Source organism: Rossellomorea sp. KS-H15a (assembly GCF_024195245.1).
In the GTDB taxonomy this organism is placed as follows: domain Bacteria; phylum Bacillota; class Bacilli; order Bacillales; family Bacillaceae_B; genus Rossellomorea; species Rossellomorea vietnamensis.
The window spans coordinates 1,953,538-1,970,820 of sequence record NZ_CP096886.1 but is presented as its reverse complement, the minus strand read 5'-3'; the positions used below and the strand labels follow the sequence as shown (position 1 = coordinate 1,970,820).

Sequence of the window (17,283 nt, the reverse complement as noted above, 5' to 3'; positions counted from 1 at the left end):
TATGTCACCACAATCTATTGAAATGAAAGATAGGCCTGACTACTAGAGTCAAGCCTAAGTGTACCATATTTACAGGAGTGGGATGATTAATCCGGCTAACAGCAGGATCAATGCGCCACCCAGTCGTGAAGAAATCTGTGCGAATGGCATTAGCTCCATTCTTTTGGATGCTGACAACACGGCAACATCCCCTGTTCCTCCCATATTCGCCATACACAGTCCCGCGGTGATGGCTGCTTCGATCGGATAAAAACCGACCAGTTTCCCAAGGATCGCTGCACCGATGATCGCCCCCAGGACCACTCCGAGTACGGTCAGGATATATTGAAGAGTCAAAGCTTCAAGGACCGTATTCAAATCCGTGTACGCAACACCGATCCCGAATAGTAAAGCGAAGGTCCAGTTAGCCGCTACAAATTGATACCACTGACTCGCTCCCTCTACAACATTTTGAGGAATGATATTTGAGATCTTCGCCACTGCCACCAGAATGATCATGATTGCATAAGGATGAAGAGGCAGAATGGATCCCAGCAGGGTACCAACCGTAAAGAATGTCAGGGCAGCAAGTAAGCCAACTCCCATCTTCTCAATATGATACTTCTGCTTTGTTTTCTCATAGGTAAAGCCTTTCATGAGCTGGCCGTTTCCACTCAGGGAAGGGACCTTTTTCCCGATAATATCAAGAACCGATGCGAGAATGATGGCAAATACATTTCCCAACGCAAGTGCCGGTACAAGCATCGATATATAGTAGCTCGGATCATTCCCCATCATTTCTGAATAGATCTGACTCATCGGCACTGCGCCGGCTCCCATTCCACCACCCATGATGGGCATGGTAATGACAAGGATCGCTTCTTTAAGGGTAAAGCCGACAAGAGATCCAAATATACCGGCTACAATGATCGCTCCGGCCACTGCACCGAAGATGGGGAGAAAGTAGCGAAGGCCCACCTTCACCAACACCTTCGAATTCATCCCCAATATACTTCCGGTAATTAACGCCGCAATATAAAAATTCAAGAATCCACCTGACTTCATAAAGTCGGTCATGGATGTGACCGTGGTTTCAGGAAGCAATCCGGCATAGACCATATAAGCCGCGCCGAAAATCGCGATGATGGCACCGCCTCCAAGGAATGTTTTTACGATGGGGGTACGGTCTCCTGCCCATCCAAATAATTCACCAAGGACCATCATGACGAGAAGGCTTCCGATCATCCCTCCCGGCAGATTCCCCGTGTACATGCTAACCAGCGTAATCCCCGCGAAGACCAGGAACCAAAGGATCGGCATACTAAAGATTTTAAGAGAACGATCTTTCGTATCCGTCACATCCTCTTTTGTTTTCCCATTTTCATATGAAAGTGTTGATGCAGGTTGTCCCATTTTGTTCATCCCCTTTGTCGATTTATAAGTACGAGCTGAATACTGTACCACTCTTTCCAGTACTCACTTCCTTACACCCCTGTAATCGCACTTTAGCAACCGCTTACATGATACTCATTTTATGAAAACGCTTTATGATTTCATAGATTATGAAACTATTGTTTGTTTTTTGAAATTAAAATAAGCAGCCATAAGCTGCTTATAAATAACTTTCGATTCTCGGGATATTCATTTTTTTCAACGAATACTGATATACCGGCCTTCCGATTCCATAGACCAAAGTTTCATCCACAACCCCGATTTCTTTCAAGAACCTCAGGTACTTTCTGATCGACACCCGTGAAATGGACGTCACCCCCGCTATATCATCTGTTGAAAATGACTCTTCTTCGAAACTGACAAGCTCTTGATAAATAGACGCCAATGTACTTCTCGCCAACCCTTTAGGAAGGGACAGCTTCTCCCGGGTTTCCTGGACATCGCGTAATAAAAGCAAATCCAGTTCTCCCTGTTCGATGGTAGAATGCTTTTGAAGCATCTGATTACTCTCCCGGTAAGACGTCAACGCTTTTTTAAACCGTTCGAATTCAAAGGGCTTGATTAAATAGTCGACCACGCCCATCCTGAGGGCACTTTGAATATTCTCTACTTCTGATGCCGCTGTGATGAGGATGACATCCATTTCCAACTGTTCCATGCGTATTTGCTCCAATAAGTTCATTCCCGTTTGCTTCCCGGGCAAATAAACATCCAATAATACCAAGTCCACCTTTAACTCAGTTATCTTCTCCATGGCATCTTCAATGGAATTCGAAATGCCGATTAAATGAAATCCATCGATCTCTTCCAGATACCTTTGATTAAACCGTGCCACCATTGGATCATCTTCCACGATCAATACATTAATCACCTTTCATCGCCTCCTTATATGAAGCCTGAACGATCATGGTCGTTCCCGAACCTTCCTTCGATTCAACATGCAGGGTCCCATTCAGCTTACCGATACTCTCTTTCACCAGGAAAAGACCGTAGCCCCGTCCTTCTCCCTTAGAAGAATACCCCTTGATGAAAATATCCTCAACCATGTCTTCCGGCATCCCTATTCCTGTATCCGTTACTACGATTTCAAGCTGACCATCCTCAAAAAACACCTCCATCAACACTTCCTTTTCCTCACAACCCATCGTTGCATCAATACTATTATCCAATAGGTTTCCAATGATGGTGATCAGCTCATGGGTAACGGCCGGGTCCCTTGGTTCCGGAAGAAAATCGTGACATTCGATGGTTAACCTAACGTTCTTTTCCCTCGCGTAGCTCAGTTTCCCCATGATAAAACCGGCCAGGGCAGGGTCTTTCACTTTCGAGGTCACCCTGCTCACTTCATCGACACGGAAGGAAACAAGTTCTTTCACATACCGGCCTAAGTGGCTGTAATCCCTCATCTTTACGAGTCCCAGAATGACATGCATTTTATTCATGAATTCATGTGACTGAGCCCGGAGAGCTTCTGCATATGATTTTACACCGGTTAGTTGTTCCGCCAACTGATTCACTTCCGTCTTATCACGGAAGGTAGAGATCGCACCCACCACCTCATCATTGACGATCAATGGAACCCGGTTCACGAGTATCGATACCCCGTTGATCGTCTGCTCTTCGTCAAGCTCGGGTTTCCCCGTCTCCATCACCCGTTCCAGACGGGAGTGCGGCATGTATTCCTTAATGGGCATACCTATCGGATCAGAACTCAGTCCAGCTTTATTGAAAATTTTCAGCGCTGATTTATTCACAAGGGAAATGGTGGTATCCTTATTCACAGCCACCACTCCTTCATGGACCGACTGGAGCATCGTATTCCGTTCCTCTAAGATCTTCGCAATCGCAAAGGGTTCAAGCCCAAATAAGATTCTCTTTATGTACCGGGCAATGAAGATTGCGCCTATAATCCCCACAATGATTCCGAGAGCCGAACCCAATAATATATTGTAGTGGCTTTGATTCAGCGCTTCCTCTACACTTTTTAGGGAAATCCCGACAGACACTGCCCCGATCTGTTCGTGTTTCTCATTGTAAACGGGAGAAAAAGCCCTCACAGACTTACCAAGCGTGCCCTCAGAAACGGACAGGCTTTCTTTACCTTCCAACACATCTTTCTCGTCCCCACCGACAAAGTGCCTGCCAATCCGATCAGGATCGGGATGTGATTTCCGTATGCCCTCCATGTCCATCACCACAACAAACAGGACCTCTGCTGATTCTTGGATATCCAAAGCGTATTCTTGTATGCTGTCTTCCTTTTCTGGATTCTGAAGGCCGTTCTTCACAATCGTCGAGTGGGCCACCGTCCTTGAAACAATCTTAGCTTTTTCTTCAATATTCGCTTCAATATTATCATTGATCGTCCTTGTAATCAGCAGATCGGTTATGACAAGGGAAATGAGGACAACGACACATACGAAAAGAATGATGATGGTACTTAGTTTAAGCTTCTTCTTTTTCACGGGCGTCACTCCTGTGCAGTTTGGTATGATTGTTTATTTTACATGAATTTTGGTTTTAAGATAGACCCGCGTAAAGAAAGAGGCTCCATGGGAACCTCCAAAACCTTTATGGGAGAAAACTTCCCTGTACCCAGCTCTTCAAAACACTGTGGCAGTTCTTCTATTTTTGAAAGTGAATCTCCCCCTGGCCCCAACCATAAAAAAGATCCGCCACGAGAGCCAAGCTGGCTCCACAGCAGATCTCCTACTCACGTAAAAGCTCGATCAGTCAAAATGTTCTATTCACTTCCCCTTAAACTCAGGCTTCCGCTTCTGACTGAATGCCAGTAAAGCTTCCACGCGATCTTCAGTGGGGATTGTGATTTCATATGCTTTTCTCTCAATCTGCAAACCTGTCTGCAAGTCCACGTTCATCCCATTCTTGACGGCAAACTTTGCCTGCTGCAGGGCAACCGGTCCATTCGACAGCATCGGTTCCACGAATCCATGGACTTCCCCCATGAAATTCTCTTTTTCTACTACTTTTGTAACAAGCCCGATTTCCAATGCTTCTTCCGAAGTTAAACGTTTAGCCGTCAGGATAAGTTCGAGGGCTTTGGATTCACCGACCAGTCGCGGCAGACGCTGAGTCCCTCCTGCTCCCGGTATGATGGCGAGGCTAGTTTCGGTAAGCCCCATTGTCGTACCAGCTACAGCTATCCGGAAATCGCAGGCAAGGGCAAGTTCCATCCCTCCGCCGAATGCGTAGCCGTTCATGGCGGCGATGGTCGGCTGCGGAAGGGTGGCGACAGACTGGAAGACCTCCCCGATCTTGTAAACATTACGGATGACCTGTTGTTCAGTCAAGGTCTTTCGTTCCTTAAGATCAGCACCGACTGAGAAAGCTTTTTCCCCGCTTCCGGTAAAAATGACGATCCGGACGTCCGGATTGATGCGGAGTGCTTCGACTACCTGCTGCAGTTCGTTCAGTGTATCGTAATTAAAGGCGTTCATGGCATCCGGCCTGTTGATGGTGACCGTTGCAACGTTGCCCTTTTGTTCCAGTAAAATGGATTCCATGTTTGTTCTCCCCTTTGTTTAAGTGTTTCCTCCTTATGTATGATTCGACACGAATCGAGAAAACCCTTTCATTTTTTAAAAGGACTGAACACTTCCCGGGCAAATGCATAAACTATCGTGACATCAACCCATAAAGGAGTTGTACGATATGATGCATCATCCGTATAATCAAAACCCTTACCTCCAGCATCAACAGGCCAGTCAAAGCTTCAATCCATACCACCGTGAAACGAAAAGTCTTCCGGATCAGTGGGTTGAGTATATTCAACCACTCGTAACCCGTGCCTTATCTGAAGTGGAAGAAGGCATCAATCTGACCCACCTCTTCCAGGAATTTATCTTATCCGGTGTATTAGTCGGGCAGGGATTCACTCCAGAGCAGGCAATTGAGCAGGTTGAGACGTGGGAAAAAGGTGAATCCAAGTTATTACAGGCCAGTAAAGCTATGAAATAAAGAAAAAAGATGCTCAGTGATCCACTGAACATCTTCTTTCTTTAGGACTGTAGGACTTGCTCTTTTAACGCTCTTCTTAAAATTTTTCCCGTTGTGTTCTTCGGCAGTTCATCCAGGAACTCGATGGATGCCGGGAGCTTGTATTTCGCAAGATGCTCTTTACAATATTCCAGCACACCCTGTTCTGTCAGGGATGGATCGCTTTTTACAACATAGCAGTTGACGGCTTCACCCAATTCGGGATGCGGGACACCGATGACCGCTGCTTCCACGATACCGGGATGATTGTATAGCACTTCTTCCACCTCACGAGGGTAAACATTGTACCCCCCTACGATAATCAGTTCTTTTTTACGGTCCACAATGTAGAAGTAGCCATCTTCGTCCATGCGGGCAAGGTCCCCGGTATATAACCATCCGTCACGGATCGTTGCGGCGGTTTCTTCTTCCATCTTGTAATATCCCTTCATGACATTCGGGCCTTTGACAATCAACTCACCGACCTGTCCTACAGGGACTTCTTCTCCCATTTCATCGACGACTTTATTCTCCAGGTTCATGATCGATGTTCCGATCGATCCGGGTTTTCTTGGTCGATCCAGCGGGTTGAAGCAGGTCACAGGTGACGCTTCGGATAATCCATATCCTTCAGAAATCATGACATTGAATTTCTTTTCAAAGTTTTTCAAGAGAGCCACAGGCAGGGAAGCGCCTCCTGAAATACAGAGACGAAGCGATGATAGATCCTCCGGGTTTCCATCTGGATACTGAAACAGGAAGTTGTACATGGTCGGTACTCCGGCGAATACGGTTGGTTGAAACGCCTTTGATAATTCAAAAATGGCCTTTGGACTGAAGCGTGGGACGATTAACAGGGTAGCCCCTCTCAAAAGTGGTGCATTCAGGACCACTGTTAAACAGAATACATGGAACATTGGCAGAGCGGTAATGACGGTATCATCTTCATTCATTCGTAAATAGCTCCCGACGTCGGTCGCATTGGAATAAATATTCTTATGAGTGAGCATGGCACCTTTTGGTTTCCCTGTTGTTCCGGAAGTGTACAGAATGATGGCCACCTCATTCTCATCCACCGTCTCACCTTTGAATCCGGGGTCCCCTTTGCCCAAAACACTTGTAAACGATTTCATTTTAGGGTAAGCAAGAGAAATGTTTTCTAAGTCAATATCCTTTGCCCGCTCATCTCCTGATTCACACAGGATGAAGTGCTCGACATCCGATAACAGATGCTGCATCTTCTCGATTAATGGCACGAGTAGATCAAGTGTGAGAATGGCCTTCACATCACCATTTTTCAGAATATATCCAATCTCATCAGGAGTATAGATCGGATTGATCGGGATGACCTTTAATCCAAGACGAAGTGCACCATATAATCCGATGACAAAATGCGGTGAATTCCCCAATACAAGCGCGATATGATCTCCCTTTTTCAGACCCAATTGCTCTAAGCCGCTTGCAAATTTCGATACAGCACCATTCAATTCCCCGTATGTACTTGAAGTATTTAAGAAATGATAAGCTGTTTTATCTGCTTTCTCTTGAGCGATTTGGTCTAACCGTGTAGCAATATTCAATTGTATCCCTCCCCTTTTCAACAAACTGAATGAATGGTCATTCATCAAACTATTAAAAGTATTCAAAATATATTCTATATAAAGAATAGTATTAATACAAGTATATTGATGCAAAAAAACCGCCCAATTTGGACGGTTCTTCCATTTATATCAATACACCAAATCAACGAATTCATCCTTCGTGATATTACCGAAATAGTGTTGGATATCAACACCTTCCAATGCCCCGGCAATGTCCTTTCGCTCGTAGCGAGTACCAGCCAGCTTTTCTTCAATGTCCTCTACATTTCCAACCCCAAAGAAATCACCGAAGATTTTACAGTTATCGATCTTCCCTTTATTCACTTCGAGTCGGACATCGATGGAACCGACCGGGAAGCGGTGGGAATGCTGGAGATTGAATTTTGGTGACTTCCCATAGTTCCAATCCCAGTTCTGATAGCGTTCTTTTGAAAGCTTATGGATATTCTCCCAGTCTTCTTCCGTCAGGACATATTCTTCTACGTCGCTTCCGTCGAAGATAAAATCAAGGAGGGTTGAGCGGAACTCTTCTATCGTCATTTGTTCAGCCAGGAATTCTGAAATATTGGCCACACGGCTCCGGATTGATTTGATTCCTTTTGATTCGATCTTGTCTTTTTTCACCCGGAGAGCGGACACGACGTTTTCCATTTCGGAATCGAACAGCAGCGTTCCGTGGCTGAACATCCTACCCTTAGTGGAGAACTGGGCATTGCCTGAGATCTTTCTGCCTTCTGCGATGATATCGTTACGACCGCTCAGCTCTGCTTTCACCCCGAGTTTGTGGAGAGCCGTTACAACAGGCTCAGTGAACTTTTTGAAATTGTGAAAGCTCTCCCCATCATCTTTCGTGATAAAGCTGAAGTTCAGGTTCCCAAGGTCATGATACACGGCTCCCCCACCGGAAAGGCGGCGTACGACGTGAAGTCCCTGTTTTTCTACGTAATCTGTATTGATCTCTTCAATTGTATTTTGATTCTTCCCGATGATGATGGAAGGTTCATTGATGTAAAATAATAAATAACTCTCATTAATATCTAAGTTCTTCAGTGCATATTCTTCTATAGCAAGATTGATCCGCGGATCTGTGATTCCTTTATTATCAATAAATAACATCGTTTTCCCTCCTAAATTTCTACTACCATATCTTTTTTTGCTAATGATACATTACCGCTATAAATTGTTTTCGCTTCTGTCATCAACTGCTCCAAGTCACCGAAATGAGGCAAATGGGTGAGGATGAGGTTGCGTGCACCGGTTTTCTGAGCAAGTTTTCCGGCATCCAGACTAGTCATATGACCAGCATTCGAGGCATCCATATCACCATAGAAATTACATTCACACAGAAGCACATCAGCATCCTGCCCGAATGAAATGAATTCTTCCCTGAAGGCTGAATCTGCTGTATAAAAGAGGGATTTCCCATCTGCTTCGATTCTCATTCCGTAACATGGAACGGGATGCTTGGATTTCACAAACGTTACCGTGAAGGGACCAACGGATAAAGAAGAGTCCTCAGTATACTCATGGGCTGTCATCAAATCTTTGTATGTAAGGGAACTGAATCCTTGCTGATCTTCCCTATGGGCATATACAGGCAGTGTACCTTTGTTTTTCCCCAGGAAGTATTGAATCAGTAATGCGTGTTGTAGTACACCTATATCTGCCACATGATCAGGATGATAGTGGGACAGAAGGACCGCATCCAACTCTGTTGCTTCTATGTGGTGCTGAAGTTGGGATAATACACCACTTCCACAGTCGATAAGCAGTTTGAAGCCATGAGCTTCAAGTAAATACCCGGTGCTTGCTTCTCCTGCTTTCGGATATCCGCCCCATTGACCAATAACGGTTAACTTCATGTCTGAACAACGCCTTTCACTTTAGTCTGTCCCCCTACTATACTTCATTGTGCCTATTTTTTCATTTTTTCCGCCCATTTTAGAATTTATTGTTGACGAAACTCATACTGTTATAATACAATAAAATAAATTAACACATCAGTTATATAACACGAACAATTGATGGGTGAATACAAATTTACGGAGGGTGATGAACATGGTAAAAAATATTGTTGAGTTCTTTCGAAATTTGCCGCCTAAGTCTTGTGCACAATGTGGAGATACAATTGAGGAGCAACATGAATGCTACGGCATTTATTGCGAAAAATGTACGACTGACTACGAATACTAAGCGCATGAAAATCAAGGGGTACTAAAAAGGATGCTCTTCAAAATGAAGAGCATCCTTTTTATGATTATTGTACGTCTACTGTTTCCATGGTGTGTTCGTGAATTTCTTCTCCTTTGGTTACGTGAACCTGTACATTATAAGAACCTTTTTCAGGGAATGTATAGGAACCGCTATACTTGCCGGCTTCACCCGGATCCAGGTCCACCCACTCATGTTTCTCCTGACCGTCCTGATAAATTTCAAAACGAACCCTGGCATCTTCCAGTGCAGTTTCTTCATTTTCAACATGGACCATCATTTCTGATTCTTCCCCGGCTTTAATACTGTCAGGCTTCATAAGATGAATAGATACGGTACTTTCATGCTGGCCATGATGGTGATCCTCTCCCGCTTCCTCATGCTCTCCTTCTTCTACATCACCAATTGCAATCTCTGTCTTTGGCATCGTATGCATGTCGCGGGCGGTCACATGAACCTGTACGGTATACATGCCATCTTCTTCAAACGTCTTTTCTGCCTTGTATACCCCGTCCTTGTCGTGCTTCACTTCAATCATTTCACTTTCTTCTTTATGATCATTTTTCCAAATCTCATATTTCACTTCATCGGCATCCTCGACGTTCTCATCACCTTGTGTGACTTTCGTGGAAAAAGAAACAGTTTGACCCTTCTCCCCCTTTTCAGGTACGTCTAATTTTGCCTCGATTGGTTCTAATTTCTCGTCGTCTTTTGCTCCGTTATCTTCATTTGAATTACCGCATGCAGCGAATAATAACGCGAGAAAACCCACGAGCATAAACAAACTTATTTTTTTCATAATAAATCCTCCTTTATGCATTTTTTAATGTATCACCATTATGTACCACTCATCCATAGTATACACGTTTATGTTTACACAGGGTTTGTCCATTTAATGAAGAAAAAACGGTAGATGTGTGTGACATCTACCGTTTTTTTCCTTAAGCTTCTACTGATTTTGTATATTGTTTCTTGAATAGCCCTACAAAGAACACGGCCGTCAATGCAACGAACACAATGAAGTACCCCAGCAGGATGTATAGATTCTGCCACATGAAGGCGAAATCTCCGCTTGAAATGACCGCTTTAAACGCTGACACCGAGTACGTCATCGGTAACAGTGCACTAATTGGCTGCAGTGCCGTCGGTATCAATTCTAGTGGGAATGTACCGGCACTCGTTGTTAATTGCAGAATCAAGATGATGATGGCGACGAATCGTCCAGGATCACCAAGGATTGTAACCAGCATTTGAATCAATGCCAGGAACGTAAGACTTGTAATAATAGTAGAAAGTAAGAATAATGGTACACTTTCCACTTCAAGCCCCAATCCAAAGAGTAAAATCGCTGCTGCGATCAGAGATTGGATGATCCCCACTGTCGTAAGCACTGTGAATTTACCCATGAACCAGCTCATTCCGCTTGATGGACGATCGGATGGTTCGCGGAGTGGATACACAATCGAGATTAATAATGCCCCTACGAATAATCCAAGAGATAAGAAATAAGGAGCAAATCCTGTTCCGTAGTTTGGCACATGATTGATTTTCTCATTTTTCACATCGACTGGACCTGCCATCATGTCATACGTATCGTCGTCCGCTTTGACACTGTTGGCTTCTTTTGCTGCATCTTTTAATTTCGATTCGTATTCCGTTGTTCCGTCAGATAGTTTCGTTGAACCGTTTGCGAGCTCAGTTGAACCATCGGCGAGTTTCCTGGATCCGTCTGCTAGCTGATTGGATCCATCATATACCCGGTTAAGGCCAGAACTTAGTTCATTCGCTCCTGAAGCAAGACCTACCGTCCCCTGGTATACGTCTCCAAGTTTCCGATTTAATAAACCGTAGTTTTCCACTACTTTGTTTTGACCTGCCACAAGTTGATTGGAACCTTCATCCAGTTGAGCTGATCCGGCTACAAGCTGACCTACGCCGCCTTGTAGTTTCTTTTGACCTTCATTTAATTTACCGATATTAGTTGCTAAGTCAGTTGCTCCGCCTTGTAATCCAGTAATTCCAGTGCTTAATTTACCTGTACCTGTTTCAAGACCAGATGCTCCCTGCTTGATTTGACTGATCGCAGCCTTTAGTTCAGCCTGCTTTTCTTCAGGCAGGCTACCCATGTATGGAGCCAATTCATTCTCAAGCTTAGTGGCACCTGCTCCAATTGCCTGAGCACCGGCTTGGGCACTGTCGGCTCCGCCTTTTAAGGCACCGATCTGATCGGCAAGGTATTTAGATCCGGCCTGCAATTTAGCCGTATTGTCCACAGCACTATCAAGCCCGGCGTCCACCTGTTCCAAACCTGCCTTGCTTTTATCGATTCCGGCAGCAAGAGAATTCAACCCGGTTTGAACATCCTGTGTCCCTTTATATAGTTGCTGTGATTTATCCGTCATGATACCGACACCGTCAGATAGTTCCTGAGAACCTTTAGCCAGTTTCTCGGCACCTGCACGGGTTTTGGCCACACCGTCTGTCATCTCGACGTTCTTTTCAGCAAGGACTGCTAAATTGTCTTTTAGCTTCTTGGCACCTTGAGAGAGATCAATGGCCCCACTGTTGATTTCGCCCGCTTTATCGCTGGCGGTCTTGAAACCATCTCCCATTTCCTGAATCTTATCAAACATGGTTTCGGCATACGTTTCTGAAACGGATTTAGAAAGACTCGCTTTGATCTCTTTCATGGCCGTATCCCCGATTTGAGCAGATAAGAAGTTAAAGCTCTCATTCGGTACATATTTCAGCGAAAGCTTTTGAGGATTATCCTCTAACAATGTTGTACCGTTTTCAGAGAAATTCTCTGGAATTTCTACAAGCATATAGTAGTCTTGTTTCTCCAGATTCTTGTACCCTTCTTTTTTATCCACAAAATGAAAATCGAACTGATCGCTATCCTTCAGCTTATCAACAAGCTCCGATCCAATATGCAACTCCTTGCCGTCAAACTCTGCTCCCTGGTCACTGTTCACAACAGCTACAGGAAGATCTGAAAGCTGCTCGTATGGATCCCAGAATGCCCAAAGGAACATGCCGCTGTACAGTACAGGAATAAAGAGCACGGCTAGTATTGGAATGAGCAGCTTCTTGTTGCGAAAAATCGCTTTGAATTCTGAACCAATAAATGATTTCTTCATATTATCCTCCTATTGTTATTCAAATGATTTGAACTATTGACCAATAAACCCAAACGGTCATTTAAAGGTAAAAAATAAATGACTATTTCATTCGATTGGTCATTTTTCCCTAAAAATGAAGGACTATCAATTTGATAACCCTTTAATGATATATAGCTCAAACAGATTGGCTATTTCATCTTTATCAAGTGGACCATGTGCACGTTCCCAATCGAAGATCAATGAAACGTATAGCTTCAATAGGACGAATGCTGTCATTTCCGGGTTGCAGGGCTTAATAGCTCCTGAGGAAATGGCCTTTTCTATTCGGCGACTCAAAAATTCTATGACCACTTTTTCCATGCGGTCAATGACCTCGGATACAGCAGGCGTTCCCATTTCACGGGCTTCCTGATATAACTTGATCGTCAGCTTATGCTCTTTGCGAAATTCGAGAAGACGAAACAACGCGCGGTGGACATTTTCAGAAAATGTAGCTTCCGGATCAATCACTTCTTCTGCTTCAAAGGTCATTTCATTAATTAACGATGAAACAATCTCGTCGAATAATTCTTCCTTATTCTTAAAGAACGTATAAATCGTTCCTTTTCCCACATTCGCTATTTTAGCTACTTGATCCATCGTCGTGGCTTTATACCCAAACAAGGAAAAAGAATTGGTAGCCGCCTCGAGGATCTGTTTCCTTCGATCAATCGCCATGAACTCACTCCTTCCATTTGACCGTTTGACTATATTTGTAATTTAGTCATTTTGTTAACAATGATAAATTTATCACATCTTCGATCATTACACAAGTGATATTTTTCAATTTCTTTATCCCAGTTCTTTCATATCGAATAAGCCCTGTTGAATAGGCTATAGGTATAAGACCGTTCAGGAGGTGTCATATGAATATTTACGTAGTGAAAAGCGGGGATTCACTCTGGTCGATCGCATCAAAGTACGGGGTTGAGGTGAACCAGATCGCTTATGGAAATCAATTAAAGAATCCCAATATACTCGTTATCGGACAAAGTCTTCTCATCCCGGAACCTTTAAAAGAATATATCGTTCAGCCAGGTGATACGTTGTATAAGATCAGTCAACAGTATCAAATGGATTTCAATGAACTACAGACATTCAATCAAATTTCTGACCCCTCCACACTATTTATCGGTCAGTTGATTGTCATGCCCGCCTTCATTCACAGGGTTCGAACAGGCGATACCCTTTATACCATCTCCTATAATTATAAAGTGCCCATGCAAGAGATTTTGAATGCGAATGCCATCTCGAATCCTTCCCTTATCTACCCCAATCAACAGATTCGGATCCCGAATACGAAACCGGTGATTGAGGTGAATGCATACATCACGAGGACGGATAGCCAAGGAGTGGCCGAAGTGAATGGGCTGGGAAGCTACTTCACTTACCTTGCTCCTTTCACCCATTCCATTACAAAAGAAGGCACGATTACAGAACTGAACGACACCGGTTTGATATCAGCTGCGGATAACCAACAAGTCGATCCCCTATTGGTCCTGACCAATTATGTAGACGGCAAATTCAACTCCGACCTTGTCGCCACAATCTTAAGGAGCGATTCACTGCAAAATACGTTAATCTCTTCCATTCAGGAAAAAATGGAGGCAAAGGGTTATAAGGGCTTGAACATAGATTTCGAATACGTTTACCCTGAAGACCGGGAAAATTATAATTCCTTTTTAAGGAAGACGGTCTCAGCATTAAGACCAAAAGGCTATTCTGTCTCAACGGCACTCGCACCGAAAATCAAGGCAGATCAAAAAGGCCTATTATACGAGGCCCATGACTATAAGGCCCACGGAGAAATTGTCGACTTTGTTGTCCTTATGACTTATGAGTGGGGATGGGCAGGGGGAAAACCATGGGCGATCGCACCCATTAATGAAGTAAAAAAAGTACTGGACTACGCCGTAACGGTCATACCCCGCAATAAGATCCTCATGGGGGCTCCATTATATGGTCGTGACTGGAAAATACCATGGGTGGATGGGACCTTTGCGAAATCCGTCTCTCCTCAGGGTGCCATAGAGCTTGCAAGCAAATACGGGGTCCGCATTCAATATAATGATCAGTATCAGTCTCCATTCTTCAAGTATTGGGATGAGAACGGACAGCAGCACGAGGTCTGGTTTGAAGATGCAAGAAGCATGCTGGCAAAGCAAATGGTGGTGAACGACTATCGATTAAGGGGGCTGAGCTACTGGGTGCTTGGTTCTGCCTTTCCACAGAATTGGGTGCTTCAGCATTCCAGATATCAGGTAGTGAAGTAGGGTGCACCTTCAACCCGAGGGTGCTTTCTTTCATCTGGAAAGTGAGGCCAAGAGAATATTCAGCATGCCCTCAAAAAAAAGACCACCAGTTTCCCGGCAGTCTTCCGCAAATAATTAGTTCAAGTAGTCCAACACTTTTGCTACGTTCCTCTCCCCCTGCCCGATGCAGTCGGGAATACTCAATCCATCATATGAACTCCCAGCAATGAATATCCCCGGTAAAGTAGCCTCTGCTTGCTCATACATACGTTGAATCCGTTCCCTGTGCCCCACCGTGTATTGAGGCATTGAATTTTTATAGCGTGAGACAATCGTGAAATCAGGGGGACCATCAATTTCCATGATCTTACTCAAATCATCGAGCACGATCTGCTCGATGTGGTCATCGGATAAATCCACGATGGTTTCGTCACCGGACTTGCCCAGGTAGCAACGCAATAATGCCTTTCCTTCCGGAGCCGTGTGCGGCCATTTTTTATGTGTCCACGTTCCCGCAGTCAGGGAGTAATCGCTATTTCTGGAGACCAGGAACTCGGTCCCGGCGATATCTTTTTTTATGGCCTCTTGTGAGAACCCCATTGCCACCGTCGCCACTGAAGTAGCTGGCATCTCCTTTAAGAAATGTAAGAATGGATAGGAGGGGAACATGGATTGCAATACGTGATGGGGAGTCGTGACGATGACGCTGTCTGCCTCCATTTGATCCCCGTTCGTGAACGTGACTGTATAATCACCGCTGGTCTCTTTTTCTATGTTGGTTACCTTCATGCTTTTGTAAGCGGTATTTGGTTCCAAGCCTGCTTCCATGGCATCGATCAAGGATTGAAGACCCCCTGTAAAAGTCAGGAAGTTCCCTTCTTCGTTCGATTCTCCCGCTTGTCCGCTCTTCTTGATGCCGGCTATTAAACTGCGATGTTTCTGTTCCAATTCATAGAGTTGCGGAAATGTAGACATTAAGCTTAATTGATCGATATCCCCGGCGAATATGCCCGTTAAGAGCGGTTCGATCAAATGGTCAACCACTTCATCCCCCATCCTTCTCCTGAAGAATTTCCCCAATGACTGATCTTCTCTTTCCTGGGAACGCGGAAGGATAAAATCCGCTGCAGCCCTCATTTTTCCTGATAGTGAAAATAAACTTGTTGTGATGAAAGGGGCGATTTGGGTTGGAATCCCTACGATGGATCCCCCGGGAATCGGATAGAGTTCACCACCGGCTATACAGTAGGACGTGCCTTTCTTATTTCGGACGAGCTTGTCCTTCATACCCAGTTTTTCCGCTAAACGGGAGATTTCCGTTTTGCTGGATAAACAAGAATCCGGACCCTTCTCGATGATATAGCCGTCTTTTTTGAGGGTTTGAACCTTCCCGCCCAATCGGTGGGTGGCTTCTACCAGTTTTACTTCGATGGGGAGATGTTCTTCCTTGATTTTCTGTTGCAGATAGTAGGCTGTGGTTAAACCAGTGATCCCTCCACCTACGACTACAATCTTTTTGTTTTGTTGTTCCAACACGTTCATCGCCTTCTTTAACAAAATATCTTCATATCCAATAATAGAGAAGGACTAAAGCGCTTGAGAGTGAACCCACTCGCTTCAGTCCTTCGGTGTACAGCCAAAAACGGGAAACTATTTTTTAAGGTGTTTTAACACGACATCTGCCATGGCATCAATGAATTCCGGTTTGGCGTTCGGCATTTCCGGACGATAGTAAGAAGCTCCGATATCATCTGTTACGACTTTGCATTCATAATCATTATCATAAAGTACTTCAAGGTGATCAGCCACAAACCCTACCGGGGTATAAACAAAAGTAGTGTAGCCCTTTTCCTTGTGAAGATCCCTTGTCAGATCCTGGACGTCAGGACCGATCCATGGGTCAGGAGTGTTCCCTTCACTTTGCCATCCTACGGCATATTCCGTGACTCCGGCTCCATCTGCGATCATCTTCGCCGTTTCCTCCAATTGCTTTGGATAAGGATCTCCGGACTGCAGAATGCGTTCGGGAAGGCTGTGAGCAGAAACAATGAGCACCGCTTTATTACGCTCTTCATCACTCATGTTTGCAAAGGTCTCCTTCACCCGGTCTACCCAGTACTGTATGAATTTAGGTTCCTCATACCAGCTTTCGATCGATGTGATCGTTGGACCGCCAAGCTTTTCCGCTGTTTCTTTCGCACGTCCATTGTACGATTTGACGCTGAACGTTGAGAAATGAGGGGCGAGTACGATGGAAACCGCTTCTTCAATGCCGTCATTGTGCATTTGTTCGACTGCATCTTCTACGAACGGTTCAATATGCTTTAATCCAAGATACATTTTAAATTCAATATTGTCTTGAACCGCATTTAAACGTTCTTCCAGGCTTTTCGCTTGATCAAGGGTGATCTTAGCCAGTGGGGAAATCCCCCCGATTGCCTCGTAACGTCCCCGCAAATCATCCAAAAGTTCACTGGAAGGGACTCTTCCATGGCGGATATGTGTATAGTAACGTTCCAGATCTTCTTCTTTATATGGTGTACCATAGGCCATCACCAATAGACCCATTTTCTTCTTTGACATCCCATTTCACCTCATTGTCAGTTTCATACATTCCATTATTGTGCCATG

General features: G+C 44.5%; 15 protein-coding genes. 3 read left to right on the top strand and 12 right to left on the bottom strand.

Annotation, left to right across the window (positions count from 1 at the left end; all coding sequences use genetic code 11):
• Window positions 1–69 precede the first annotated feature (69 nt).
• From M1J35_RS10150 to M1J35_RS10135, 4 genes are all read right to left on the bottom strand, one after another.
• On the bottom strand, window positions 70–1,392 hold the full coding sequence (locus M1J35_RS10150; RefSeq protein ID WP_224520515.1) for a 2-hydroxycarboxylate transporter family protein: 1,323 nt from the start codon (window positions 1,390–1,392) through the stop codon (window positions 70–72).
• A gap of 199 nt (window positions 1,393–1,591) precedes the next feature.
• Window positions 1,592–2,302: a response regulator gene (locus M1J35_RS10145; RefSeq protein WP_254653556.1), complete on the bottom strand. Its 711-nt coding sequence runs from the start codon at window positions 2,300–2,302 to the stop codon at window positions 1,592–1,594.
• Complete coding sequence (gene dcuS / locus M1J35_RS10140) at window positions 2,295–3,896, bottom strand: DcuS/MalK family sensor histidine kinase (protein ID WP_254653555.1); 1,602 nt, start codon at window positions 3,894–3,896, stop codon at window positions 2,295–2,297. The genes M1J35_RS10145 and dcuS overlap by 8 nt, the downstream gene beginning before the upstream one ends.
• A 282-nt stretch (window positions 3,897–4,178) precedes the next feature.
• Window positions 4,179–4,955, bottom strand: a complete 777-nt coding sequence (locus M1J35_RS10135) for an enoyl-CoA hydratase-related protein (RefSeq protein WP_254653554.1) — start codon at window positions 4,953–4,955, stop codon at window positions 4,179–4,181.
• A gap of 148 nt (window positions 4,956–5,103) precedes the next feature.
• Here M1J35_RS10135 and M1J35_RS10130 point away from each other — a divergent pair, with 148 nt between their 5' ends.
• Window positions 5,104–5,409 carry a hypothetical protein gene (locus M1J35_RS10130; protein WP_224520519.1) on the top strand — a complete coding sequence of 102 codons (306 nt, stop codon included), beginning with the start codon at window positions 5,104–5,106 and terminating at the stop codon, window positions 5,407–5,409.
• A 41-nt stretch (window positions 5,410–5,450) separates the two neighbouring features.
• Here M1J35_RS10130 and M1J35_RS10125 read toward each other — a convergent pair whose 3' ends face one another.
• The 3 genes from M1J35_RS10125 to M1J35_RS10115 all read right to left on the bottom strand — a co-directional run bounded on the left by M1J35_RS10125 (window position 5,451) and on the right by M1J35_RS10115 (window position 8,890).
• Complete coding sequence (locus M1J35_RS10125) at window positions 5,451–7,007, bottom strand: fatty acid--CoA ligase family protein (protein ID WP_229595767.1); 1,557 nt, start codon at window positions 7,005–7,007, stop codon at window positions 5,451–5,453.
• 150 nt (window positions 7,008–7,157) lie between these two features.
• A complete protein-coding gene (locus M1J35_RS10120; RefSeq protein ID WP_224520521.1) occupies window positions 7,158–8,144 on the bottom strand; it encodes a lipoate--protein ligase in 987 nt (328 codons plus the stop codon).
• 11 nt (window positions 8,145–8,155) lie between these two features.
• The gene (locus M1J35_RS10115; protein WP_034763331.1) at window positions 8,156–8,890 is read right to left on the bottom strand and encodes an MBL fold metallo-hydrolase; all 735 of its coding nucleotides are present in this window, start codon (window positions 8,888–8,890) and stop codon (window positions 8,156–8,158) included.
• A gap of 196 nt (window positions 8,891–9,086) precedes the next feature.
• Between M1J35_RS10115 and yhfH the strand changes: the two genes are divergently transcribed.
• On the top strand, window positions 9,087–9,221 hold the full coding sequence (gene yhfH, locus M1J35_RS10110) for a protein YhfH (protein ID WP_079533738.1): 135 nt from the start codon (window positions 9,087–9,089) through the stop codon (window positions 9,219–9,221).
• Window positions 9,222–9,285: 64 nt separating this feature from the next.
• Here yhfH and M1J35_RS10105 read toward each other — a convergent pair whose 3' ends face one another.
• The 3 genes from M1J35_RS10105 to M1J35_RS10095 form a co-directional block, all read right to left on the bottom strand.
• Window positions 9,286–10,038 (bottom strand): FixH family protein, encoded by a 753-nt coding sequence (locus tag M1J35_RS10105; RefSeq protein ID WP_254653553.1) that lies wholly within the window; start codon window positions 10,036–10,038, stop codon window positions 9,286–9,288.
• Between the two features lie 142 nt (window positions 10,039–10,180).
• Complete coding sequence (locus tag M1J35_RS10100) at window positions 10,181–12,379, bottom strand: YhgE/Pip domain-containing protein (protein ID WP_254653552.1); 2,199 nt, start codon at window positions 12,377–12,379, stop codon at window positions 10,181–10,183.
• A gap of 126 nt (window positions 12,380–12,505) precedes the next feature.
• The gene (locus tag M1J35_RS10095) at window positions 12,506–13,078 is read right to left on the bottom strand and encodes a TetR/AcrR family transcriptional regulator (protein ID WP_034763328.1); all 573 of its coding nucleotides are present in this window, start codon (window positions 13,076–13,078) and stop codon (window positions 12,506–12,508) included.
• 188 nt (window positions 13,079–13,266) lie between these two features.
• Here M1J35_RS10095 and M1J35_RS10090 point away from each other — a divergent pair, with 188 nt between their 5' ends.
• Window positions 13,267–14,673 carry a LysM peptidoglycan-binding domain-containing protein gene (locus M1J35_RS10090; RefSeq protein WP_254653551.1) on the top strand — a complete coding sequence of 469 codons (1,407 nt, stop codon included), beginning with the start codon at window positions 13,267–13,269 and terminating at the stop codon, window positions 14,671–14,673.
• 114 nt (window positions 14,674–14,787) lie between these two features.
• Here M1J35_RS10090 and hemY read toward each other — a convergent pair whose 3' ends face one another.
• Both hemY and hemH read right to left on the bottom strand, forming a co-directional pair.
• The gene (gene hemY / locus M1J35_RS10085) at window positions 14,788–16,185 is read right to left on the bottom strand and encodes a protoporphyrinogen oxidase (RefSeq protein WP_254653732.1); all 1,398 of its coding nucleotides are present in this window, start codon (window positions 16,183–16,185) and stop codon (window positions 14,788–14,790) included.
• Between the two features lie 117 nt (window positions 16,186–16,302).
• Window positions 16,303–17,235, bottom strand: a complete 933-nt coding sequence (gene hemH, locus M1J35_RS10080) for a ferrochelatase (protein WP_034763325.1) — start codon at window positions 17,233–17,235, stop codon at window positions 16,303–16,305.
• Window positions 17,236–17,283: the final 48 nt, after the last annotated feature.

Bases quoted from the DNA above. Each gene is read 5' to 3' on its own strand.
- M1J35_RS10150 (WP_224520515.1), bottom strand. From the start codon at position 1,392: ATGGGACAACCTGCATCAACACTTTCATATGAAAATGGGAAAACAAAA.
- M1J35_RS10135 (WP_254653554.1), bottom strand. From the start codon at position 4,955: ATGGAATCCATTTTACTGGAACAAAAGGGCAACGTTGCAACGGTCACC.
- M1J35_RS10130 (WP_224520519.1), top strand. From the start codon at position 5,104: ATGATGCATCATCCGTATAATCAAAACCCTTACCTCCAGCATCAACAG.
- M1J35_RS10120 (WP_224520521.1), bottom strand. From the start codon at position 8,144: ATGTTATTTATTGATAATAAAGGAATCACAGATCCGCGGATCAATCTT.
- M1J35_RS10115 (WP_034763331.1), bottom strand. From the start codon at position 8,890: ATGAAGTTAACCGTTATTGGTCAATGGGGCGGATATCCGAAAGCAGGA.
- yhfH (WP_079533738.1), top strand. From the start codon at position 9,087: ATGGTAAAAAATATTGTTGAGTTCTTTCGAAATTTGCCGCCTAAGTCT.
- M1J35_RS10105 (WP_254653553.1), bottom strand. From the start codon at position 10,038: ATGAAAAAAATAAGTTTGTTTATGCTCGTGGGTTTTCTCGCGTTATTA.
- M1J35_RS10100 (WP_254653552.1), bottom strand. From the start codon at position 12,379: ATGAAGAAATCATTTATTGGTTCAGAATTCAAAGCGATTTTTCGCAAC.
- M1J35_RS10095 (WP_034763328.1), bottom strand. From the start codon at position 13,078: ATGGCGATTGATCGAAGGAAACAGATCCTCGAGGCGGCTACCAATTCT.
- M1J35_RS10090 (WP_254653551.1), top strand. From the start codon at position 13,267: ATGAATATTTACGTAGTGAAAAGCGGGGATTCACTCTGGTCGATCGCA.
- hemH (WP_034763325.1), bottom strand. From the start codon at position 17,235: ATGTCAAAGAAGAAAATGGGTCTATTGGTGATGGCCTATGGTACACCA.